This is a genomic window from Mesorhizobium sp. M0698, from assembly GCF_040320455.1.
Lineage (GTDB): Bacteria > Pseudomonadota > Alphaproteobacteria > Rhizobiales > Rhizobiaceae > Mesorhizobium.
In genome coordinates this window covers 1-22,286 of the sequence record NZ_JAMYPQ010000036.1, presented here as the reverse complement: position 1 = coordinate 22,286, position 22,286 = coordinate 1, and the positions used below count along the sequence as shown (strand labels likewise).

Sequence of the window (22,286 nt, the reverse complement as noted above, 5' to 3'; positions counted from 1 at the left end):
CAAGCTCCTCGGCTCCTTGCTTCAGTGTCAGTATGTCTCGCTCATCACCTCAAGCCGCGCCAGATGGGGTCAGCTTGGCGCTTACCCTGTACCAAGGCTTCAAGCAGTTCACCGCGAATGTGAAGACCGCCAGCCATTGCTTCTTCATTTTCGGCCATTCGCTCGCTACGAATGACGACCACATCCTTAACCGCATAGCGCGTGGCAAGTTTCTGGCATCTATGGTGAACCAGCATCCGCGGATAACCAGCGGATCATGAACCACGCGAACGAGCTAGCGGTGCAGCGCAACGAAAAACCGCCGCTTGATGTCGTCTTTTATGATGCTGCTACAGTTCATGTCTGGGGTTTAGGCTTAGAAGCGGAATGACTGCCAACCAGGTCATCGAGCCGGAAACTGACCGGCCGGTCGGCCCAAAAATGACATTCAGTTGCCTCCAGCCTTTCGACACGAGCCACTTCACGATCTCGCGATTGCCAGCTAGCGGCTTGTTGCTCGAGCTGCGCGATCCTAGTCTGTGGTCGCTATGCCTCAGCAAGAAGAGTCCGGTTCCTAGCCGGGCGGAGGCGCAACGAGATAGCCAGCTCAGGACAAGGAGAGCAAGCCATGGTCGCTTTTACCCTCAATGGCGAGGCGCGAACACTCGACGTCGATCCAGAGATGCCGCTGCTCTGGGCGATCCGTGACGGCATCGGACTCACAGGAACGAAATTCGGTTGCGGCCTTGCCCAGTGCGGCGCTTGCACGGTTCACGTTAACGGCATGCCGACGCGCTCGTGCCAGACCGCAGTCGGCGACATCGAAGGAGCCTCGATCACCACCATTGAGGGCGTGTCGGGCAAGATCGGCGAAACGGTCCAGGCCGTGTGGGCCGAGTTCGACGTACCTCAATGCGGCTATTGCCAGTCTGGCCAGATCATGTCGGCCGTGGCCCTCCTGACAGAGACGCCGAAGCCGACGGACGATGATATTGATTCGGCGATGAGCGGCAATCTCTGCCGCTGCGCCACCTATCATCGCATCCGCGCGGCCATCCACGAGACCGCCAACCGGCTGGAGACTTGAGGCATGTTGCAGTTTCTCCCGAAGCATAATGCCGTGGGGCCCACGCGCCGCCAGTTCCTCCTCGGCACGGCCGTCACCACCGCGGGCCTCGCCGTGGGCTACCGGCTAATGATGGCCGCGCCCGCCAACGCACAAACGACGCCTGCAGCGGTCCAGGCGAACCCCTTCCAAACCTATGTCGAGATCACACCGGAGAACCGAATCGTCATCCACTCGTCGCAGTTCGAGATGGGACAAGGCTCCTATTTCGGCATCGCCACCCTGGTTATGGAAGAGCTCGACGGCGCCTGGGCGCAGGTCCACGTGGTCGGCGGATATGGCAATACCGCGCTCTACGGCAATCTCGCCTGGGGCGGGGCCGCGCAGGGAACCGGTGGCTCCACGTCGATGAGCTCGTCGTGGGAGCGCTACCGCAAGGCGGGTGCTGCCGCACGGGCCATGCTGGTGGCGGCCGCGGCGCAGCGGTGGGACGTGCCAGCCGGCGAGATCACAGTGGCTTCCGGGGTCGTGTCGCACGCCTCAGGGATGCAGGCGCGCTTCGGTGACCTGGCTGAAGCCGCAGCGGGAATGCCGGTTCCCGACGACGTGCCGCTAAAGCCGCGCGACAAGTGGGCCCAGATCGGATCGGACAGCCTCAAGCGCTACGATTCCGCCGGCAAGACCAATGGCGCGCAGACCTACACGATCGACCTCAAGATGGATGGACTCAATACGGCCGTTATGATCCATCCGCCGAAGTTCGGCGCTGAGATCGAGAGCTTCGACGCCTCCAAGGCCAAGGCACTCGACGGCATTGTCGATGTCGTCCAGACGCCGCGCGGCATTGCCGTGGTCGGCAGGGACATGTGGACGGCGCTCAAGGGCCGCGATCTCGTGGAGGTGACCTGGAACGAAGAGAAGGCCGAAAGGCGCGGCACGGCCGAGATCATGGCCGAATACACTAAGGCAGCAGACGATCCGGGCGCGGCCACCGCGCGCGACGACGGTAACACTCCCGCAGCGTTGGCCAGTGCTGAGAAAGTCATCCAAGGGCACTACGAATTCCCCTATCTTGTCCATGCTTCGATCGAGCCACTCAACGCGGCCGCCCGAATCAACGAAGACGGCACCATCGACGTCTGGGGCGGACACCAGATGCCCGACCTTTATCAGGCGGCTGCCGCTCAAGTAGGCGGCACCACGCCGGACAAGGTGAGGCTGCACGTGATGAAGACCGGCGGCAGCTTCGGCCGCCGAGCGGTCTCGGACGCAGATCTCATTATCGAAGCTGTTTCCACAGCGCGTGCACTGGGACCCGGCAAGCCAGTGAAGGTGCAGTGGACCCGCGAGAACGACATGCGGGGTGGGCGGTACCGGCCGGCCTATGTGCACGCAGTCAAGGCGGGGCTCGACAAGGAAGGCAATGTCGTCGCTCTCCATGACCACATCGTGGGCCAATCGATCGCGGGCGGTTCGCCCTTTGCGGCGATGATCGAGAACGGCATCGATCCGACCTCCGTGGAGGGCGCCACCAACCTGCCCTATGCGATCCCGAACCTGAAGGTCGAGCTGACCACCACGGACGTGAACATCCCAGTGCTGTGGTGGCGTTCGGTAGGCTCCACCCACACCGCTTACGCAATGGAAACCCTGATTGATGAGCTCGCCGCCGCTGCGAACCGTGATCCGGTCGACTTCCGCTTGTCGATGCTCGGTCACCATTCACGGCATGCCGGCGTGCTGAAATTGGCTGCTGAGAAGGCAGGCTGGGACAAGCCTCTGCCGGAAGGCCATTTCCGCGGCGTGGCCCTGCATGAAAGCCTCTCGACCTATGTCGCCGAGGTGGTGGAGATCACCTTCAACGATGGAAATGATTTCAAAGTCGACCGCGTCGTCTGCGCGGTAGATTGCGGCACCGCGATAAATCCTGACCAGATCCGCGCTCAGATGGAGGGCGGTATCGGCTTCGGGCTAGGCGCGATCCTCCAGGAGGAGCTGACCCTGACGGGCGGTGTCGTAGACCAAGAGAACTACGACACCTATATGCCGCTCAGGATCGAGCAGATGCCGCGCGTCGAGGTGCACATTGTGCCGTCCGACGAGCCGCCCACGGGCGTTGGCGAGCCGGGTGTGCCGCCGATCGGCCCGGCCGTCGCCAACGCGCTACGGGCGGCGACGGGCAAGACGATCCGCAAGCTGCCGATCATAAAGAACTTGTCAGCATAGCCGGGAATGACACCATGAAAACGGCCGGATGAAGATCGCGGTCGTAGGTCGTTTTTGAACGCCTCCTGACAGGCGATCACCTCCATTCGCAATTTCCGGCGGCTGCCCGGTCCAATATCCGGTTTAGAGACGGTAACCCGTGTTCTGAACGACCGCAGACGGTCGTTGGTGCTGGTAGCACTAAAGAACCGCTTTCGAGACGCAAACGCCGCACGCAAATGTCTCGAAAGGGTCACGCTAGAGACTTTGTACCACCTAGTTGCATGTCTGCTATCGCTTTCTGGGCGCGAGAAGCGGCCGGTCCTCTGACGGCCCCATAACAGGACATTGATGTCTTCGCGCTGAGCGTCAGCAGTTGGCGCTACCGCGACCCTTCTCAGGAAGGCTGCACACCGACGCGATCTTCCTTTCGCCTTGCGCAAACCTCCCTTCCGAGTGAGGCGTTCAGTGCGTCGGCTTGGTGGACTGAGGCACTTCTGAGTGGGACAACAACATTGAAAAACATTGGAAAAGATTTGAATGCTCTGAAGTCCCACTGATCTCTTACCAATTGATTTTTATGGCTTTCTGAATACCCTCCGGGCCCACCATGACCATTGATTTTGTTTATAAAAAGTGGCCTCGGCCCAAAACGTTTTGGGCCCGTTATGGGCCCAACAAAAAGGGCGGCCGATAGGCCACCCTGCATGTGGTCGGTTTGAAACCGCTCATTTGATGACGCGCAGCGGTGTCCGTTGCTTCATGGCGTCGCGTTTGGCCTCCCGCTCGTTAATGGCGCGGGCGATATCGACAGCCATCCGTTTCTTATTGGCCTCTCGCACATACTCGTCTGTTACCGTCATTGAAGAATGCCCCATCGCCTCCATGATAGCGCGCGCTTGGATGTTGCATTCGGCGAGATACGTACCGAAGGTACGGCGCAGCCCGTGCAGGGTGTAGCCCTCCGGGATGCCGGCTTGCTTGTTCCAATGTGCCATCATGCCGGTGAGGCTCTTTTCGGAGAACGGACGCCCATAGCCGTTCTTCAATACCGTGCCACCCTTAGAGCGATCTAGTGGCACTAAAAGCTTGCGCCAGCTTGTCCACAACCGGGATGAACATCTCGCGCCCGCCATGACGGTTACGATTTTTCTGCTGTCGGAAGTCGAAGGCTTCGATTGTTTCCAAGGAGCCATCGAACAATTCGATCTCCTCGAAGACCAAATCGTCCCACTCCAGTGAGGCGATATCGCCGCGTCGGTTGCCGAGCCAGAAACCAAGCGCATAGCAGGTGCGCGGCGCTGAGCCGATTGGATGGTGCGCCTCGAACTTTTCACGAATGGCGATCGGCCAGGCGGGATTGGCAGTCGATTTTGGAAATGCGGACGCGGATCGACAGCGAGGGATCGTCCTGCGGTTTGATCCATTTCTCAACTTCGATCGCCACCCACAGGAGCTTCTTGATTGCCACCAGCAGGTGCTTGGCAACCGTCCGGTTGGTGGCAAAGACACTTTCGATAATCGCACGCAGATGGTCGGCATCGAGATGTTCCACCGGCGTGTTGCGCCAAGTCAGCGGATAGGCAGGATCGACCTGCATCTGAAGGAAGCGCTCAATAAGCCGAGCATTCTTCTGCTGCGTCGCTTCGTCGAAGTCCAGCCATTCCATCGTCGCTTCAAGTCGGCGCGCAGCATGACCAAATGTCTTTGGCAACGCCCGACCGGGCAAGTCAATGATGACGGCCTTTTGACCTTGGCCTTGCGTTGCCTGTTCATAGGCTTCGAACTCAGGATCGCCTGGTCCGCCAGGAAGCCGAATTTCGGGCATTCCTTTGCCGCGATAGCGATAGACGAGCTTTCCGTTCTTGATGCGCGACGAAACGCCGGGGTAGCGGATATCTTTGAATGGCCTGGCCATTAAATCTCCCTTTGAGTTTTCCGCTGCCGTTGCTCAACAGGCGGGGAATCCTCCAACATTGCCTGAAGCGAAAGGGTCTTGCTTTCCATGGCAACGCGCAGGAGTACCGGGTAAGGGAAGCCCCGACCTTGCTCTATGCCTTCAAAAGTGCGTTTCGGTATTCCCAAGACCTTGGCTGCACTCTCGGCGGTGAATCCTCCCTTCGCCCGCCAGGCTTTCACTTCTCGCGCGAGCTTTTCATTGTCGTTCACGTCATCTCATCCGCTCAGGCGATGACTGTACTACGCCTGCAGCGTATACGCAATGTGCGTAGTTGCTTATCTCCTTGTCGGCTCTCGTTTGCTCCGCTCCAATAGTTGTTGGAGACCATTGTCTTTGTCTGGCAGGGCGGAGAAAGCGATATCGAGCGCCACACGATCCCAGATCGCGCGACTGTTGACGTGCTTAGGCCTCGGCATGCGGCCGTCAGCAACCATGTCATCGAATAGTGTCGATCCGACGCCGACATAGCGCGCTGCTTCCTCACGAGAGAGGCCGCGGGGTGGGTACGAAAGCGCGTCACTCTTCATAGACGCGGCCTCGAGAACGTCGGTACTGAAACAGCACAACGATATCAAATCCAGGCGGTTGACTGTTTCGACAAGCCTCGGTCCCGATAAACGGGGCCATCTTGCACTCGGCACAACAAATCCACATCCCGCACCATCCGGTAATGAAGAGACCGTGTTGCCCTAGATAAGAGATGCTGCGTGGTGCGGAAGCTGCTTGGCCGGCTCGTTCGGGAAAGGCGAGTAGCGACGTGCAAATCGGACAGGGTAAGATGCGGCAGAATGTTTCGGTGCTGACGTCGGGGGTTCAAGTCGTTAGAGGCTGTTGAAGGTGCGTTCGGCGGCGATATCGACTATGCCATGCTGATCAAGCTCTATGGCACTTCGCCTGACAGCGCCAAGGGCCGCTATAGCCCCGCCGAATGCACTGGCGCGCGGAAAGAACGGATCGAAGGAAATCCTGACATCAAGCATGTCAGCACGTCATTTGCGGAACGCCAGAACCTGACCATGCGGATGCACATGCGCCGCTTCACTCGCCTGACCAATGGCTTTTCCAAGAAGGTGGAGGCTCACGCCAATGCGGTGGCGTTGCATTTCATGTACTACAATTTTGTTCGCATCCATGCCACGTTGCGCATGACGCCTGCGATGGCCACTGCCGTCACTGACAAGCTTTGGGAGATTGGTGACATCGTTGCGCTGATCGAAGCGAGAGAAGCCGAGAAACCGGCTATTCGCGGCCCTTACAAAAAGAGCCTTTCAAGCTAGCCGTCGCCTTCGGACGTTGGCTCATACTGCTTAGCGGAACGCATGGGAGGGAAGGATGCGTGTCACAAGCCTGTTTTTCCTATTAGCCGGTCTCACGATGCCAATTGCAGCCTTCGCTCAAGGCGAAGTATCGGTCGAACGAGGGTTGCAGGTATCAATCATCGGCGGGTGTCACGATTGCCATACCGAAGGCTACCGGGAAACAGAAGGCAAGATTGATCCTGAAAAGGCTTTAATGGGCAACTCGGTCGGTTGGCGCGGTCCTTGGGGCACGACCTATGCGACCAATCTTCGGATAGATGCTTCGGTAATGACCGAGCGTGGATTTGTAGGGATGCTGAAGCGCATTAGAACGTCTCCACCGATGCCTTGGTACAATCTTCGAGCGATGGACGAGAGCGATATGCAATCGCTCTATCAATACATTAGGTCGCTCGGCAAACACGGGAAGCCGGCCCCCAGTCGCATTCGCCCTGATAAGGAACCGACGACGCCATACGTTCAACTTGTGCCACCCCAAATGCCGAAGAACTGACAAATATGCCCAGAGCTGAGCGAAGAACGGCGCCCCGGCAAAAAGCGCAGCGTCAGATTTCAAACTGACCCACTACCCGGAATTCTCTTCACTAGACATCCGGCTCCCGTTTGAGGACTAATGGTCCAATCGGGCTGCGATACGTCCATGAATTTAGGGAAATGGCTGCAGAGCCTCGGTCTTGTTCAATATGAAGCTTCGTTCCGTGAGAACGGGATAGACAGCGAAGTGCTGCCTGACCTTACGGACGCCGACCTGGAAAAGATCGGCGTGCTTCTCGGGCATCGCAAGCGGTTGCTGAAGGCAATCGAACGCCTTGGTGCGCGGCAATTGGAACCCGAGCCCATAGAGCCGACGACGCCGCATGTCGACACAGCTGAGCGACGTCAGATTACAGTTATGTTCTGCGATCTCGTCGGCTCGACGCAAATGTCGACACGGCTGGATCCGGAGGAGATGCGCAACGTACTGCGCGCTTACCAAGAAGCCTGCTCCGTCATCATCGCCCGGTACGGGGTTTTGTTGCGAAGTTCATGGGTGACGGCGTGTTGGCCTATTTCGGCTATCCGCTTGCCCATGAAGACGACGCGGAGCGTTCCGTGCGTGCCGCTCTGGAGATCGTAGCTGCGGTTGCCACGATTGAAACGGCGGCAGCAGGCACACTCCAGGCGCGCGTCGGAATTGCGACTGGCCTGGTGGTGGTGGGGGACGTGATCGGCCATGGTGCATCGCGCGAGCATGCGGTGGTCGGCGATACGCCGAATCTCGCGGCCCGGCTTCAGGGTCTGGCCAACGCAGGCCGCATCGTCATCGCGCCTTCGACGCGCCTACTACTTGGCGAGGTATTCGAGCTCAAGGCCTTGGGCGTCCACGTCATCAAAGGCTTTGATGCTCCGATTTCGGCCTGGGAGGTCCTCCGCGAGACGGAGAACGTCAATCGGTTCGAGGCGTCCCGGTCGAACGCGCCCCTGGTGGGACGTGATCAGGAAGTGGCGTTGCTTGCCGACCGCTGGAGCGACGCGTGCGGGGGGGAAGGCCAAGTAGTGTTGCTGACCGGCGAGGCAGGCATCGGCAAGTCACGCCTGTTGGAGGCACTGCGCGAACGGATCGTGGGTCAACCTTATGGCCTTGTGCGTTACCAGTGTTCTCCGCACCATCGCAACGTCTCGATGTATCCGGTCGTCCGACAGATATCATCTTCGCTGGGTCTTAGGTCCGGCGAGCCGCCGACAGCGCAAATCGAAAGGCTCGAAGCTTTAATCGCCCGCTCGGGCCTCGGTGGCCGGGGCGTCGCATCCTATCTCGCCTCGCTTCTGTCGATCTCGACCGAGGGACACTTTCAGGACCTCGGAGTAGTGCCGAGCGAGGCAAAGGAGCAGACGATTGCCGCGTTGATTGAGCTGTTCGCCGGGCTGACGCGAGAGGCGCCCGTGTTTGCCGTGCTGGAGGACGCGCACTGGATAGACCCCACCTCGCTGGATTTCTTCAGCGGCATCGTCGAGCGAGTACCGGGATTGCGGGCGCTGTTGATAGTGACCTCTCGCCCGGAGTTTACAAATCCCTGGGTCGGTCAAGGCCATGTGACAGGGCTGGCGCTCAACCGATTCGGACGGCGTCACGCTGCAGCCATGATCGATCGCATCACCGGCGGCAAGGAGATTCCTGCAGAAGTGCAAAGCGCGATAATCTCTAAGACTGACGGCGTTCCCTTATTCGTTGAGGAGCTGACCAAGGCGGTCCTTGAATCGGGGCAACTGCGCGAGCAAAGCCAGTGTTTTGTGCTGGCCGCGCCGTTGACGGCACTGGCGATTCCATCGACGCTGCAGGACTCCCTAATGGCGCGGTTGGATAGGCTCGGGTCGATCCGGGAAATCGCACAGATTGGCGCGGCGATCGGCCGGGAATTTTCGTACCGTCTGCTGGAAGCGATCTCGCCGATTACCGGAACCGCGCTTAAGGAGGCGTTACACAAACTGGTCGAGTCGGAGCTGGTATTCTCTCGCGCCGCCATAGGTGACACGATCTATGTTTTCAAACACGCGCTCGTGCAGGATGCAGCCCACAACTCGCTGCTTCGCTCCCGCAGACAGCGCATCCATGCGGACATCGCCCGGTCAATTGTCGAGCGCTTTGCTGATAGCAGCGAATCCGCGCCGGCGGTGATCGCCCATCACTACACTGAGGCGGGACTCTCGGAGCCGGCGGCGCACTATTGGCTGACTGCTGCGGAATTGGCCCTGTCGCGGTCAGCTCTTGCCGAGGCCACTCAGCACACCGGGGCCGGATTGACGGCAGCCCGGCAAATCGAAGACGAGCAGGTGCGTCGACCACTTGAACCTGGCTCTATTGGTCGCCCGCGCCAACTCGCTGCTGCCGTTCCAGGAAACAGTTGCGGCGTTGACTAGTGCCAAATCACTGCTTGACGCAGGTGTCGGTTCCGACTTGCAACGCTTCTCGGTTCTGCATGGCCTTTGCGCGAGCAGCTATTTCGCGGGGAAGATGGAGGATGCGTTCGCCCTAGCGCGGCAGATTGTAGAGTTTGCGGACCGCCAGGTCGACCCGACATTCAAGTTGGTCGCCTATCGGCTTCTCGGGACGACCCAGGTCCTGACCGGACGTTCTCGCGAGGCTCTGGAAAGTCTGCAGTCGGCTGAAAGATATCGTGACCCCGACCGCTAGAAGGTGTTGAGCTCCTGGTTTGGCATCGACCCCGGCCTGAACGTCCTGTACTGGAAGACAATGGCGTTAGCTCTGCTGGGACAGTACGAGGGCGTCGCGAAATCCAGTGAACAGGTGCGGTCAGAGCTGTTAAATCATGGCAACGCTCACACCGTCGCGGCAGGCAACTTCTACACGATCGTGTGGCCACAATTTCTGTTCGGCAATCTCGACGCTTGCGAGAGCGATGCTGTTGCGCTCGTCACCTATTGCGGCGAACGGAAGGTCGAGCACCTGAAGCGAAACGGCGTTCTATGCCATGCATGTGTGCGAGCCCGGCGCGAGCCAACCGACGAGAACATAGCGACGATCCGTCAGGCGCTCGATTCCAATCGAACGCGCGACGCTCACCTATTCGAGTCAGTGTTCGTCGCGCAGCTTGCCGAATGCCTTCTGAAGGCCGGCAATACGGTGGCAGCAGAGGCTGCGGTGCGGGAAGGTTTCGCCTTCGTTGGCCGGTCGGGCGAGCAGTTCTGGCTGGCTGAACTTCATCGGCTCGATGGCCTGGTGGCACTGAAGCAACCACAGCCGGACCTCTCCCGGGTGGAAACCAGCCTCCTCGCCGCAATGGAGGTTGCGCGGCAGCAGGACGCCCGAATGTTGGAACTTCGAGCCGCGACAGATCTCGCGCGTTTCGCACACGAGGCCAGCCCTGGGCTCTATCCCTGCTCGATGCTGGAGCAACTCCTGGTTCCCTTTGCAGATGCAGAGTTCTCTCGGGACATACGCGACGCTCGCAATTTCCTGGCCTCGCAGGTTTCCGGTGACGTATTGGTAACCACAATGGCAACGAAGCCAGGCCTGCCTTAATGTCGGGAGCGGGATCGCCGCGTTGGGAGCACACCTCGCTGGCGACAAGGCGGGTCATGCTCTGGAGTTTTAGGTAATGCCAATCATCGACTTCTGGTTCTCAATAGGCAGCACCTACACATACCTGTCGGTCATGCGCATCGAGCAGGTCGAGAAGCAGACTGGCGTTCGTTTCGTCTGGAAACCCTTCAATGTGCGGGTGGTGATGATCGAGATGAACAACGTCCCCTTTGTGAACAAGCCGGCAAAGGCCGCCTATATGTGGAGGGACATCGAGCGGCGCTCGCAAATGCGCGGGCTCTCGCCGAAGCTCCCGGCGCCGTACCCTCTAGCGGAGCTGGAACGGGCGAACCGTGTAGCAATCGTGGGGGCAGCAGAAGGCTGGTGTCCCGCCTATGTCCGGGCAAGCTACAGGCGATGGATCGAAGAAGGACTTCCTGCCGGAAATGAGCCGAACATCAGCCAGAGTATCACGGAGGCCGGCGCCGATGTGGAGGATGTGCTGGCACGCGCGGACGCGGACGAAGCCGTGGCGGGGCTTGTTGACGCGACGAACCAAGCCAAGAGCCTCGGCATTTTCGGCTCGCCGACTTTCGTCGTCGGCAAGGAGATTTTCTGGGGTGACGACCGGCTTGAGGACGCGATCTCTTGGAAGAATCGCCAGGGGAAATAACACCGGTCTATGCGGCGTGGATCATACTCTCACTAGAGCAAAATCTCTCAAACCTGTCGATGGGCGTTCGCGTTCGTCGTCGGGTTCTCTCGCTCCAGCGCAGCAGGCCGCAAACTCGATGCTAGGCGCTATGCGCCAAGCACTTGAATTCATTGAGATCGCCAACCTGTGTGCTCAATAGCGTAGCACAGAGGTATGGAGAAGAACGGCTTTCTAGAGAGCAATTCGGCTGATTTGGCGCACGGCCCAGCAAACAGCTTTCGGCGCCATCCTGGGCTTCAGAGCGCGCTGTATTCCAACAGAGAATTGTTTGGAATTTGAGGGTGGGAGACCGCTACATCGCAAGACCCACTATTGAGGGGGCGTTCTTTTGCTATCGCCGGCATGCGGCCTGACAGCACCCGGGATCCAGCGTCACGAGCTCGAAAGTACGAGTCGGACGATGATGAGGAAGCCGCGTAAAGTCACCCGGGAAGGGGAAGACGTTCTCGTAGGCATATCCGTGGACGTAATACATTCTAGCCACCCGTCAGCACTTTTAAGTCTGCCGCCGACCAGGATCATTGACCGTAGCAGCGAACTGGGCTGCATCAACGGCTCGGCTCTTTCGATGTCGCCGACATCATCCGAGGCCGTGGCGGCAACGATGCGCTGAACGGCGCTGGCACGATGTTACATAAGTCTCGCAAGAACAACCGATTAAGGACCAGCGGAGTCACGAAGAAGCGATATCATGACCCAGCGCAGCTCGATCTACTCGACTGGGCAGCGAGCGCCCGATCGCCAAGATCATCAGCGCCATCCCCGGCACCGCGAAACGGATGTGGAGGGAACGCCACACGAACAACCCGCCGCACATCGTGCCGATGCGGGGGCGGGCATGAGCGTGGCGGCCTTACTGATGCAGCGTGAGCCGGTCCATGGGCGCGTTTGCTTCGGCCAACCTAGCCAGCGCTTGCTCGACGTTTTGAGCCGAGGTGTCAGTGCGCTTGATGTGCCGGATCATTTGCCGCGTCAGTCGCGCGAGCCTGGCGGCGCGATATACATCGCCGTATCTCGCAGTTTCAAGGTGGAGGGTCGCGAGCCTCATGGGCGACAATCCAATTGTCTAGCGGTAGAATTCGCGAATCCGCCTTTGGTTCCGCTGTCCGATCTTACGCTCGCAAAGAGCTGGCCGGAGGGCGTGACGAATGAGAGGCCGGTCCTCACATATTGCTGCGCGGTCTGAGGCGCTAGCCGTGACGACATGGGGCAGCGGCGGATCGGAAGGCTTTCACGGCCCGGATGGTTCAACGTGTGCGAACTCCGTCAGCGCTGGTGGGATCGATCTTCGTCAACCGCGATCTGGCCTCCACCACGCGCCGTTGCGCAGCCCGTATCCTGCTGCACAGCGCGATATTGATGCCGACGCCGCAGTCTTCATCCAGCATTTCATTCGCACGTTTAAGGGAAAGCTGCGCTCCGTTGAGCCGCTGTCGGGCTCTCGCCAGTTCCATATCCAAAAATTCCATTATCCTGCATCCATTGCAGTCCCTTCGATTGGTAAACCGCTTGTGGCCGCCGTTGGTTCCGGCTGGCGCGAGCGTCCAACCCAAGCGTCGATATGGAATCTCCGGACTTGGTTCAGTCGGCGGAGCTGGCTGCAAACTTGCCCGAAACATTCGTTCAACCCTCATGAGGCCATACAACTCCTCCGCCACCCGCACGGCGGGCGCTTGGAGGAGCGACCGAACCGTAGTGATGTTCAAAATGCTGCGTCAACGACATGAGTGTCGTGGCCTTCTGCTTCCAGAACTCGGTGGACCCAGAAGCCATCAAGGCCGGCCCCTTGAATGATGACGAACGGATAGTCGCGGCCGGTTCGGCTACGAGCCTTTGCTTCAACTGAGCGAGGCGGCCAAGAAACCCGGCAATATCCGCGCCGGGGATGGTATGGCGCGATAACTTCTCGCCAGCTCCCGGCGAATCGAGGTGACCAGCCAGGACTTCTTGCTCAACTCCACCGAAACAAAGATCTCGTCCAGCTCTTTGTGCGCTGCCTTGCTTTCAAAACCACTCGGCGTCGCTGCTGGCGTTCAAGCGTGGCGAACCGCGAGTCTGCTCCATGCTACGCGTGCCGAGCCCTTATGAGGAGGATCGCCGCCGCATCGTCCGGGAGCGCAAGGTGTTGATGGAAGAACGCATCCGGCACGGCAACCGGATCAAGGGTCTGCTCTTCTCGCAGGGCATCACCGGCTACGATCCTTTGCGGCGTGATCGTCGCGATCGGCTGGAAACTCTTCACACCGGCGATGGACGGGATCTGCCCGCAAATATGAAGCGCCAGGTTCTGCGTGAGGTCGACCGAATGGAAATGCTGCTCGATCAGATCAAGGCAGTCGAGGCGGAACGGGACGCCATGCTCGCCGAAGAACGCCAATCGGCGCGTGAAGTGGTTATGCTGTCGAAAGTCGTCGGTATCGGACCAGAGTTTGCGGCCGTGCTGTGGGGAGAGGGCTTGTTTCGGTGTTTCGACAATCGCCGGCAGCTGGCGGCCTATGCCGGCCTTGCGCCGACGCCATGGCAAAGCGGGTCGATCGACCGGGAACAGGGGATCGGAAAGTCCGGAAACCCACGCTTGCGATCGACGCTGCTGGAAATGGCGTGGCTCTGGTTGCGGCACCAGCCCGCCTCGGCGCTCAGCCGCTGGTTCAACGAGCGAGTTGCCCAGAATGGCGGATGCTTCAAGAAGGTGATGATTACCGCGCTGGCCCGCAAGCTGATCGTGGCTTTGTGGAAATACGTCCGCGCCGGCGTGGTGATCGAAGGAGCGTTTGTAAGACCATGACGATCTGACCGCATTCCAGTTCGGCCAGGGCCTGATCAGCCCCGCCGGAACCAGGTGGACGACCGCATTGCGGCATGGCTTTGAACGCCGTCATCGAGACTGGTCTCGTCCTCCTGAGCCCTTGCCGCCGCAGGCGGGATTATGGTGCGGCCGCTCGAGCGGCGACCGGATGTGAGGTTGATACGTGCAAACGCGCGGATCAGGAATGGGCTCAGACCTCAGGTTCATGTGGCGGTAGGGATCGCGCTGCTTGTGCCGAATGCGATTGAGCACCCTTGACAGGACGCCTCGCACCGAGCGGAGCGTCCTCCAGAAACGACCACTCAGCAGCTCAGAGCCACAGCTTGACGAGTGGTCCCTCATGTGAGGCCGCAATGGGCGCGGCCCGAGAAACAGAAGGACCACCACAATGGCGACGATCGGCACATTCTCCCGCACCGCGAACGGCTTCTCCGGCTCAGTCAAAACCCTCAACCTCAACGTCAAGACAGTGTCGTTCACCCCGGTCGACGGCGACAATGAAAAAGGTCCGGACTTCCGCATCTTCGCCGGCGCCATCGAGTTCGGGGCGGCATGGAAGAAGACCTCGCGCGAGGGCCGCGACTATCACTCAGTCAAGCTCGACGATCCCAGCTTCCCCGCTCCGATCTATGCGAGCCTGGTCGAAACCGACCCCGGGGGCGAGTTCTCGCTCATCTGGTCCCGCCGCGCCGCCGAGTGATCCGAGCTAACACGAAGCCCCGCGCAAGGCGGGGCTTCGCCATGTTCAGGTTCGCCACTGCACCTCTATCTGGTGCAGCACGCTATGCTTTGACGGGTGTTTTGCGCGCCTTCTTCACCGGCGATTTGATTGCCGTGGCAATTGCTGCCGCCGCTGGCGCGCGAGCAGCTCGTTTTGGTTTTTCCGCCGCAGCTGTCGCTGGCGCTGCCGCCTTGCGGCCCAATCCTATTGATTTTGCCAGGGCCGAGCGAGTCGCCGCGTAGTTCGGCGCAACCATAGGATAGTCGGAGGGCAGGTTCCATTTCTGGCGGTATTCGTCCGGACTCAGGTTGTAGTGCGTTCCGATATGCCGCTTCAAGGATTTGAACTTTTTCCCGTCTTCCAGGCATATGATGAAATCAGGTGACACTGACTTCTTGATCGACACCGCCGGCTCCAGTTTGGCTGCGGTCGGAGCCACAGGTGTGCCGATCCCTTGCAAAGCGACATAGACATCCCCGATCAGCTTCGACAACTCGCCGACCGGCAACGGATTGTTCGAAACGTAGGCGGAAACGATGTCAGCGGTGATTGATACGAGATCAGCCTGGTCGCTTGGGTCTGGAGAAACGGTCATCGAATTTCCTCTTGTCCAAAGCGCGCTTTGAAAACGGATGGTCTGTCTATTCGCCAATCCAGGCAAATAATTCGTTACTCCGCCAACAAACCTCATTCCGTGTAAATATCAAGCAGGCAAGTGTCGCTGCGATCGTTCGGTCCGGCTGCAGACAAGTTGCCGATCGCGTCGGGGAAGCAGGAAGGCTTTCCCCCTCGCTTCTCCGCGCGCCAAGCGCACAGCCCAACGCAAGCCAGCGCCATGAATCATGGCTCCTGCGTCGCAGGATTGAGCCATGAACAATTGTCGTCGCGACACTCTGTGCCGCGGTCCTGGTCTCGCCCCGGCATGAATTGGCCCTCGCGTGTACCTCTTGTGGGACTCATTCAGGTGGGCTGCACCGCCTCGCGCCGATCGGCAGGATGGATGTTGCTGACATGGCAGCCGGCATGCGCCCGAACGGCTGCCGCCTACTGGCTCAACGAATATCTGATGAACGGCGTGCTGCTTTTGAAGCGCTTGCCACCCCGCAGCTGACAACTCGTTTGACACCACGGCGCCGCGAGCCCATCGAGCCCCTTGCGCATGTCGGTATGACCGAGCGCCAGATGCACCTTCACCCCCGTCGGAACGACGATCATGATGCGTTCTTCCTCGCCGCGAGATGCTGCTGGACTGCATCTGCATTGTGCCGACGGATGCAAAGACGCGCCGCCCGTCGTCCAGTTGGGCTGTCATCACGCCGTCCGGCGGTCGTACGAGATTGCGCAGGGCAGTCAGTACCGGCGGTTCGGTTTCCGTCCCATGGATGAGTGCAACCGTTGCCAATTGCGGCGCCTTGCGAGCGGTCACGCCGAACTGGACACGCCGGCCGAAGGCATGCTGGTGGCCATCCCATGGCGGCGGCAAACCTCCGCCACACTGACGCCGGGCTTCTCCGTCTCCTGCACGATCGCCTGCTTCTGTGCGTCGCTGAAGCGGCGCCGGTTCGACCGCCCGTCAACCGCGGTGTCAAGTGACATTGGCGCCGTACGCAATTAGCAGCGCTGCTGAATTGAGCCCGCGCACTCGGATGCAACAGAGATCGCCAGTCCACTTCGGCCTCGAATTCCTCGGGGACGAGGGCGCCATTTGCGCAGCGCATGGGGCGAAAGTCCGAGCGCCGCGGCATATTCGGCAAGCCCCAACCCGCTCCAGTTCATCGCCTCCACATGCTTGCCCCAGAACGCCTGCAGGGCAATCGGACCGGTGTCCGTACGCACGCTGTAGCGGTAGCGGCGCGGGCTCTTGCGTCGCTTCGGCGGCCCTTTCTTGCCCCGCTTTTCCGGCTTTTCCTGGCGCAATTTCCGCAGATATTCCGCACGTTTGCGCCGATCTTCCGGGCTCACCAGATGGCGCACTCACAGCTCAAAAGTCTTCGTCGAAAGCTTGCGCCGGCGGCAATATTCCTCCGCCTCAAAACGGCCCGATACCAGGTCGCGTCATGCGTCGACCAGCACGGGTTGTTGGCCTTGTCCCAGGAACGTTGAGGCACCGCCGGAAATCTCTCAATAGCAAGGAACGTCACATGTTGCGAGATTGCACGACCCGAAAGATGTGCAGGATCCGGACGGTTACCGAGGGTGGTGGGGGACAGCGAGGGTGGTGGGGGACAGCAAGATAAAGCGAGCTGGCGCTCGCCCTCGCTTTGCTCGTAAGTGTCTGTCTGCACATTGTTTTTTCCGGCACATGCGGACACCGGGAGGCACCACGCGAGGTGTGGCGGGTGCCGGTTGGTCCGCTATCCTGCTGATCTGAAAAGTAAAGGTGCGGTGCCCGGGCGATGTGCGATCCGCCGTTTATACGCCACAGCAAGGCTTTGCGCGCCATAGTACGCGCCGCGCTCCAGCCATCTTGAAGCGCGAAATCCGACTCCCGATGCTGTCGTCATGGCAAATCGTGACAGCGACCAATTCCAGGTTCGCACCGGCCGGACGCGGCATGGCGGCGCGCCGGTCAATTCGCGCACGCTGCCCTTTGTGCGCCAGGTCGAGATTGCCATCCGCAAGCAGGGCGGCAATCCCTATCGCCTCGGTGCAAGCAGCGGTGCCGGGAAGGGGAGTGGCCGCTTCAACGCCCGCGGCCGCGGCGGCAAGCTGGCAGCAGAGTTGCCAAGGGATGGTGGCGGTTGGAAGCAGGACGGCAATGGCGTCCGCTTTCGCTCCCGCCGCGTCGTCGTGAAGGCGCGCGTCGTCAAGTTGCCAGGACGAGGCAAGGGGACCACCGGGCGCGGCCAAAAGTTCGTGTCGACCAGCAAGGCCGTCGATGCGCATCTGCGCTATCTCCAGCGCGACGGCGTCACCAGAGACGGCGAGAAGGGCAGGGTGTACTCGGCCGTCGACGACGAGGCCGACGCAAAGGCCTTCGTCGAGCGCGGCCGCGGCGACCGGCATCAGTTCCGCTTCATCGTCGCGCCGGAGGATGCCGCGGAGATGGAAGACCTGCGCCCCTTCACCCGCGATCTCATGCGGCAGATGGAGACCGACCTCAACACGCGCCTCGACTGGATCGCCGTCGACCACCACAACACCGGTCATCCGCACACCCATATCCTGGTGCGCGGCGTCACCGATGACAGCAAGATCCTGAACATCGCCGGCGACTACATCGCCCATGGCATTCGTCACCGGGCAAGCGAGCTGGTCGAACGGGAACTCGGCCTGCAAAGCGAGGTCGAGGTCGCCCGCAAGCTGGCCAACGAAGTCGGGGCCGAACGGCTGACCCGGCTCGACCGCATGCTGATTGCCGAACAGCAGGAGCACGATGTTGTCGATCTCCGTCCCAACGCCAGCGACAGCTACACCATTTCCAGCAATCGCTATCTGCTGATCGATCGGGCAAAGAAGCTGGAGCACTTCGGCCTGGCGAACGAGATGGAGCCCGGCCGTTGGTTGATCTCCGACAGAGCCGAAAGCACGTTGCGCGCGCTTGGCGAGCGCAACGACATCATCAAGACCATGCACCGGGCACTCGAGGAGCACGGCCTCGCCGATGAACGGGGCGCGGCGCAATATGTCATGCACCGCCAGACCATCACCGAGCCGGTCGTCGGCCGTGTGCTTGCCAAGGGGCTTGCCGGCGACGAGATGAGCGACCGGCTGTCGCTCGTCATCGATGGCGTCGACGGACGAACGCACTATGTCGAGACCGCCGATGCGGCAAAGCTCGAAGACATCCAGCGCGGCCATATCGTAGCGCTTGATCCGATCCCGCCGAAGGAGGAGCCGCGTGCCGCCGACCGCAACATCGGCGTCGCAGCCGGCGAGGATGGCATCTATCGGCCGAGCAGGCACCTGGAGGCGATCCGGGAAACATTTTTGCAGCAGGGCAAGGACCCGGACGCCTTCGTCCGCTTCCATGTCCGCCGTCTCGAAGCGCTGCGCCGGGCCGGCCATGTCGAACGCATCGACGAAGACCACTGGCGCATTCCGGAAAACTTGCCCGAGCGCGGCATCGCCTACGATGCCCGCAGCCGCGGCAAGGACTTCTCCATCCGCGTGCTTTCGACGCTTGACCTCGACGCGCAGATCGGCAGCGACGGCGCCACCTGGCTCGACCGGGAGCTTACGGCCAGGATCCCCATGCCGCTGGTCCGGTCAGGCTTTGGTCTCGACGTCGACAACGCGCTCGATAAACGGGCTGCCCAGCTTGTCAGGATGGGCCATGCCGAACGCGACGCGACGAGCCGGACCATCACCTTCGCGCGCGACCTTGTTGGCACGCTGGAGCGCCAGGAGGTCGCGCGCGTCGGCAAAGAAATGGCCGCTGCGCGCGGCCTCACTTTCGCGCCCGTCCAGCCCGGCAATCATGTCGGCGGCACGCTGCTTGGCCCCGTCAGTCTTGCGAGCGGGCGCTTCGCCATGCTGGACAATGGTCTCGGCTTTCGGCTCGTGCCCTGGCAGCCGATGCTGGAAGGGCGCATCGGCCAGCACATCACCGGCCTCGTGCAAAACAGCGGCGGCATCGACTGGAGCTTCGGCAGAAAGCGCGGAATCGGGATGTGACGGCTGAGGTATGGTGCTCACCAAGGCCTTTCCTACTCCAGGTTCCGCTGCCGCGCTCCACAAGGAATTCTGTTGCTCCATCCGTCAGAGCCTTGAGAATTTCGCCGCCGTTTCGGGCGGCCTCGGAGCGGATCGTCTTCGGTCCAGACGAGCTGTTGCTAGCTCACCTATTGAGGAGCAGCGCGCCAAGCCTTCCCTCTGACCAGTCGAGCGCCGCTCCAACAGGTCGGATACGCAATTGCGGCTTTCGGTAATCCCGCAGGCCACGGTTACGAACGACAGCCGGTCTATGCAAAACGGTCACATTTGGCCTTTTGGACTGTTAGATCTACGCGCCAGGCGAACGCCAGCACCACCACCGTTTTCCGGGATGAATTCGATCCCGGCAGTTTCGAGCGCCGCAACTAACGCGTCAAACGTGGTTTGCCTCGAAGTGGTTTGGGCATTCTCAATTCTGACGAGCGTGCGAACGGTTATCCCCGATGCGTTAGCCAGATCCTCTCTCGTCCAATCAATTAAGGCTCGGGCGGCGCGGAGCTGCTGGGGCGATATGTCTTTTTTCATGATATTCTGCTTGTTAAAAGTCACAAAAAGTGACATTTTGGAAGACAAAGATGCGGCCGCACGAGGTGCTCGTTACACCTTGCACGGCCTAACCACTACCCAAGCTGATTGGAGCTCGGATCATGGCTTCTCTATTCGGCGGCTTGGGGTCAAGCGCTTTTGTCATTTTCTGCCTTACTAGCTTCTGACATCATTCGCGGGTTCGTGCTTCTCTGCCCGGCCCTGGCCAGCCCCTCGAATAGCTACTGCGACAAGGGCCCTGCTTCGAGCCCGACCCGTTCGACGTTCCAAGTCGAGTCCTTCAGCACCGCAATGATATCGTCAGGGTGGCTGACTACCTTCACCTCACGACAAATCCTGCCGGTTTCGTCGACAACGCAAACGGCGGTTTCCTTCACCGAGATATCGAGGCCAACAAAATGCTTCATGTTGCGCTTCCTTTCCTGATGCTTGTGGCTGTCTGGACAGACCAAGTTATCATCAGCTCGAAGCGCAACACCTCTTTGCATCACCTTTGAAGATGGGCTCGAGCCGAATACCCCATCTGATTCCGACAATACCATGACTCTGCCTTTCGTCACTCGCAGGCAAGTGCTTGCGGGAGCGATGATCACGCCGGCCGCTTTGGTGCTTGAGAAGAATGCGGTTGCCGGTAACGTAGCGGCAACGAAGACGCCCCCCTCCGATCCAGCGCTGGCGGTTTGGCTTGAATGGGAGAAAGCCCACAAGCTGACAGAGCAGCTTTGCCAGGGGCAGCAGCGCCTCGAGACGCAGCTTGTCCACAGCGTTGGCTTTCCTTGTGTGAGCATCTGCCTGCCCGAGGGTGAGGACGTGACGCTCCACTCGATCGAGGCGCTCCATAGCGTGCTCGGCAAAGGGGCCGGCTATGGCGGCTCTGCGCGAGAGAGCCGAAGCTGATTTCGCGGCGCATCAGGCACGCTGGGATGCGGCTGCCGAGGAGACCGGTTACACCGCAGCGCTCAGGGCCGAGCGCGAGGCTGGTGACCGGGCGGAGGATCTGCTGGAAGTGATCTCGTCCACGCCCGCCACGACTCTCGCCGGTATAGCGGGCAAGCTCGATGCCGTGTTGCGTGAGGGCGAGGCCTGGGAGGAATGCTCCGAGTTCCCTTGGCCGCAGATCCGCTCGGCGCTCAATGATCTGGTGCGCATCGCCCAACAGATGATCCCGTAGGAACAGCTCTTCACGGCAAGCGGCATTCCCCGGACGGCGGGCTGGCTGCTGTTTCCGAGCCTGAAAGACTAAGATGGGGGCGAGATATGAAGACCCGTCCAACACAACTTCGGCTGCGGCGGAGAACCCATCAACTTGCAGCGAAGCGTCCGCCGTGGCGCTCGCCCATCGCTATCGCTTGGCGCATCGTTCGCGGCGCTGGCGCAATAGGCCGGCAAGGTCGGCATCGTCGTGAAGATTGGTGGCATTCCGTGGTTCAACGCGATGGAGGCCGGTATCAAGGAGCGCGGTCAGAAGCTCGGCATCGATGCGTTCATGGTTGGCCCGACCAGCGCCGATCCTGCACTTCAGGTTCGCGCCATCGAGGATCTCATCGCTCAGGGCGTAAAAGTCATCGGCGTGGTGCCGAACGACGCCAAGGTGCTCGAGCCGGTGCTGCAGAAGGCCAAGGACGCCGGCATCATCGTCATCACGCATGAATCGCCCGGCCAGAAGGGGGCCAATTGGGATTTCGAGTTTGCCTCTGCCAAGGGTTTCGGCGAGGCCCATGCCCACACCTCCAGAGAGGACGCACCAAAGCTCAGCGCGGATACCTGCAATCCAGTCCTGCCGAACTCACGCCTGTCCACGGGATCCTCTTGGCCGATGGTGAAAAGTCCTGAAAGTGTGAGGAGCTTAGGCGGCCTCAGCCCTATGGATCAGATTCATGATGCCCTCGCTCATGCCGGCATAGGATCCGTCATTGATTAACTGGCCCTGAAGCCGGTAGTCGTTCATGACCAGAATCCTGTCAGCGAGCAGGATCATTTCGGGCATGTCGCTCGTGATCAGCAAAATGGCAGTGCCGTTGTCGGCGAGTTCGCGCAGCAAATCGTGCAGGTAAGCCTTGGTCTTGATGTCGATGCCGACTGACGGCTCGTCAACCAGCAAGATCTTGACGCCTGCTGCCAGCCATTTGGCGACGCTGATTTTCTGCTGATTGCCACCCGAAAGGTTGGCCACCGTCTGCGCGAGGCTGGGTGTTTTCACCTCAAGTTTCTCGATGTATGGCGTTACCTTGTGTCGCACGAGGCGGTCGGTGAGGAATCCGAGAAGTGCCGAAAGGGGGCGCCACACTGCAA

At 60.4% G+C, this 22,286-nt stretch carries 23 protein-coding genes and 5 pseudogenes; 17 read left to right on the top strand and 11 right to left on the bottom strand.

Annotation, left to right across the window (positions count from 1 at the left end; all coding sequences use genetic code 11):
- From NKI16_RS31950 to NKI16_RS31940, 3 genes and pseudogenes are all read left to right on the top strand, one after another.
- A pseudogene (locus NKI16_RS31950) lies at window positions 1-260 on the top strand (hypothetical protein); the annotation flags it as partial.
- A 347-nt stretch (window positions 261-607) separates the two neighbouring features.
- Window positions 608-1,066: a (2Fe-2S)-binding protein gene (locus tag NKI16_RS31945; RefSeq protein ID WP_352467057.1), complete on the top strand. Its 459-nt coding sequence runs from the start codon at window positions 608-610 to the stop codon at window positions 1,064-1,066.
- 3 nt (window positions 1,067-1,069) lie between these two features.
- Complete coding sequence (locus NKI16_RS31940) at window positions 1,070-3,271, top strand: xanthine dehydrogenase family protein molybdopterin-binding subunit (RefSeq protein ID WP_352517222.1); 2,202 nt, start codon at window positions 1,070-1,072, stop codon at window positions 3,269-3,271.
- Between the two features lie 707 nt (window positions 3,272-3,978).
- Here the strand turns inward: NKI16_RS31940 and NKI16_RS31935 are convergent.
- From NKI16_RS31935 to NKI16_RS31920, 4 genes are all read right to left on the bottom strand, one after another.
- Entirely contained in the window at window positions 3,979-4,299 is a 321-nt protein-coding gene (locus tag NKI16_RS31935; RefSeq protein WP_023680048.1) for a tyrosine-type recombinase/integrase, read from the bottom strand.
- A 284-nt stretch (window positions 4,300-4,583) separates the two neighbouring features.
- Window positions 4,584-5,168 (bottom strand): hypothetical protein, encoded by a 585-nt coding sequence (locus NKI16_RS31930; protein ID WP_023680046.1) that lies wholly within the window; start codon window positions 5,166-5,168, stop codon window positions 4,584-4,586.
- Complete coding sequence (locus NKI16_RS31925; RefSeq protein ID WP_352622060.1) at window positions 5,168-5,419, bottom strand: helix-turn-helix domain-containing protein; 252 nt, start codon at window positions 5,417-5,419, stop codon at window positions 5,168-5,170. Before NKI16_RS31925 ends, NKI16_RS31930 begins: the two co-directional genes overlap by 1 nt.
- Before the next feature lie 66 nt (window positions 5,420-5,485).
- Window positions 5,486-5,737: a hypothetical protein gene (locus NKI16_RS31920; RefSeq protein WP_031212899.1), complete on the bottom strand. Its 252-nt coding sequence runs from the start codon at window positions 5,735-5,737 to the stop codon at window positions 5,486-5,488.
- A 294-nt stretch (window positions 5,738-6,031) separates the two neighbouring features.
- On the opposite strand from NKI16_RS31920, the pseudogene NKI16_RS31915 reads away from it, so the two are divergent.
- From NKI16_RS31915 to NKI16_RS31885, 7 genes and pseudogenes are all read left to right on the top strand, one after another.
- Window positions 6,032-6,487, top strand: a pseudogene (locus tag NKI16_RS31915) (IS1 family transposase); the annotation flags it as partial.
- Window positions 6,488-6,542: 55 nt separating this feature from the next.
- Entirely contained in the window at window positions 6,543-7,022 is a 480-nt protein-coding gene (locus NKI16_RS31910; protein ID WP_352457996.1) for a c-type cytochrome, read from the top strand.
- 147 nt (window positions 7,023-7,169) lie between these two features.
- Window positions 7,170-7,646, top strand: a complete 477-nt coding sequence (locus tag NKI16_RS31905; RefSeq protein ID WP_352622058.1) for an adenylate/guanylate cyclase domain-containing protein — start codon at window positions 7,170-7,172, stop codon at window positions 7,644-7,646.
- On the top strand, window positions 7,556-9,427 hold the full coding sequence (locus NKI16_RS31900; protein ID WP_352622057.1) for an ATP-binding protein: 1,872 nt from the start codon (window positions 7,556-7,558) through the stop codon (window positions 9,425-9,427). Before NKI16_RS31905 ends, NKI16_RS31900 begins: the two co-directional genes overlap by 91 nt.
- 280 nt (window positions 9,428-9,707) lie before the next feature.
- A complete protein-coding gene (locus NKI16_RS31895) occupies window positions 9,708-10,550 on the top strand; it encodes a hypothetical protein (protein ID WP_352622055.1) in 843 nt (280 codons plus the stop codon).
- A gap of 76 nt (window positions 10,551-10,626) precedes the next feature.
- The gene (locus NKI16_RS31890) at window positions 10,627-11,223 is read left to right on the top strand and encodes a 2-hydroxychromene-2-carboxylate isomerase (protein WP_352622053.1); all 597 of its coding nucleotides are present in this window, start codon (window positions 10,627-10,629) and stop codon (window positions 11,221-11,223) included.
- Between the two features lie 733 nt (window positions 11,224-11,956).
- Complete coding sequence (locus NKI16_RS31885; RefSeq protein WP_352622051.1) at window positions 11,957-12,451, top strand: hypothetical protein; 495 nt, start codon at window positions 11,957-11,959, stop codon at window positions 12,449-12,451.
- Window positions 12,452-12,512: 61 nt separating this feature from the next.
- Here the strand turns inward: NKI16_RS31885 and NKI16_RS31880 are convergent, their stop codons facing one another.
- Complete coding sequence (locus NKI16_RS31880; protein WP_023680037.1) at window positions 12,513-12,734, bottom strand: hypothetical protein; 222 nt, start codon at window positions 12,732-12,734, stop codon at window positions 12,513-12,515.
- A 551-nt stretch (window positions 12,735-13,285) separates the two neighbouring features.
- On the opposite strand from NKI16_RS31880, the pseudogene NKI16_RS31875 reads away from it, so the two are divergent.
- Window positions 13,286-14,050: pseudogene (locus NKI16_RS31875) on the top strand (IS110 family RNA-guided transposase); the annotation flags it as partial.
- Window positions 14,051-14,459: 409 nt separating this feature from the next.
- Window positions 14,460-14,771: a DUF736 domain-containing protein gene (locus NKI16_RS31870; protein WP_023680034.1), complete on the top strand. Its 312-nt coding sequence runs from the start codon at window positions 14,460-14,462 to the stop codon at window positions 14,769-14,771.
- An 82-nt stretch (window positions 14,772-14,853) separates the two neighbouring features.
- Here NKI16_RS31870 and NKI16_RS31865 read toward each other — a convergent pair whose 3' ends face one another.
- Together NKI16_RS31865 and NKI16_RS31860 are read right to left on the bottom strand one after the other, a co-directional pair.
- Window positions 14,854-15,387, bottom strand: a complete 534-nt coding sequence (locus NKI16_RS31865) for a Ros/MucR family transcriptional regulator (protein ID WP_023680033.1) — start codon at window positions 15,385-15,387, stop codon at window positions 14,854-14,856.
- Between the two features lie 449 nt (window positions 15,388-15,836).
- Window positions 15,837-16,007 (bottom strand): hypothetical protein, encoded by a 171-nt coding sequence (locus NKI16_RS31860; RefSeq protein ID WP_245274835.1) that lies wholly within the window; start codon window positions 16,005-16,007, stop codon window positions 15,837-15,839.
- Between NKI16_RS31860 and NKI16_RS34185 the strand changes: the two genes are divergently transcribed.
- Window positions 16,006-16,407, top strand: coding sequence for a hypothetical protein (locus NKI16_RS34185; RefSeq protein ID WP_245274834.1), 402 nt, complete (start codon window positions 16,006-16,008; stop codon window positions 16,405-16,407). The two genes, NKI16_RS31860 and NKI16_RS34185, sit on opposite strands and share 2 nt — an antisense overlap.
- Here NKI16_RS34185 and NKI16_RS31850 read toward each other — a convergent pair.
- Window positions 16,404-16,766: a hypothetical protein gene (locus tag NKI16_RS31850; protein ID WP_156937461.1), complete on the bottom strand. Its 363-nt coding sequence runs from the start codon at window positions 16,764-16,766 to the stop codon at window positions 16,404-16,406. The two genes, NKI16_RS34185 and NKI16_RS31850, sit on opposite strands and share 4 nt — an antisense overlap.
- 528 nt (window positions 16,767-17,294) lie before the next feature.
- Between NKI16_RS31850 and NKI16_RS31845 the strand changes: the two genes are divergently transcribed.
- Complete coding sequence (locus NKI16_RS31845) at window positions 17,295-19,409, top strand: DUF3363 domain-containing protein (RefSeq protein WP_352622048.1); 2,115 nt, start codon at window positions 17,295-17,297, stop codon at window positions 19,407-19,409.
- A 300-nt stretch (window positions 19,410-19,709) separates the two neighbouring features.
- On the opposite strand, the gene NKI16_RS31840 is transcribed toward NKI16_RS31845, so the two are convergent.
- Entirely contained in the window at window positions 19,710-19,973 is a 264-nt protein-coding gene (locus NKI16_RS31840; protein ID WP_036239966.1) for a helix-turn-helix transcriptional regulator, read from the bottom strand.
- A gap of 245 nt (window positions 19,974-20,218) precedes the next feature.
- A pseudogene (locus NKI16_RS31835) lies at window positions 20,219-20,401 on the bottom strand (IS110 family RNA-guided transposase); the annotation flags it as partial.
- 133 nt (window positions 20,402-20,534) lie between these two features.
- On the opposite strand from NKI16_RS31835, the gene NKI16_RS31830 reads away from it, so the two are divergent.
- The 3 genes and pseudogenes from NKI16_RS31830 to NKI16_RS31820 all read left to right on the top strand — a co-directional run.
- A complete protein-coding gene (locus NKI16_RS31830) occupies window positions 20,535-20,891 on the top strand; it encodes a hypothetical protein (protein WP_352622044.1) in 357 nt (118 codons plus the stop codon).
- Window positions 20,860-21,165, top strand: a complete 306-nt coding sequence (locus NKI16_RS31825) for a hypothetical protein (RefSeq protein ID WP_023680972.1) — start codon at window positions 20,860-20,862, stop codon at window positions 21,163-21,165. Before NKI16_RS31830 ends, NKI16_RS31825 begins: the two co-directional genes overlap by 32 nt.
- A gap of 225 nt (window positions 21,166-21,390) precedes the next feature.
- Window positions 21,391-21,714: pseudogene (locus NKI16_RS31820) on the top strand (substrate-binding domain-containing protein); the annotation flags it as partial.
- Between the two features lie 126 nt (window positions 21,715-21,840).
- Here NKI16_RS31820 and NKI16_RS31815 read toward each other — a convergent pair.
- Window positions 21,841-22,286, bottom strand: a 446-nt coding sequence (locus tag NKI16_RS31815) for an ATP-binding cassette domain-containing protein (RefSeq protein ID WP_352924468.1), incomplete at its 5' end; no start/stop codon positions are given.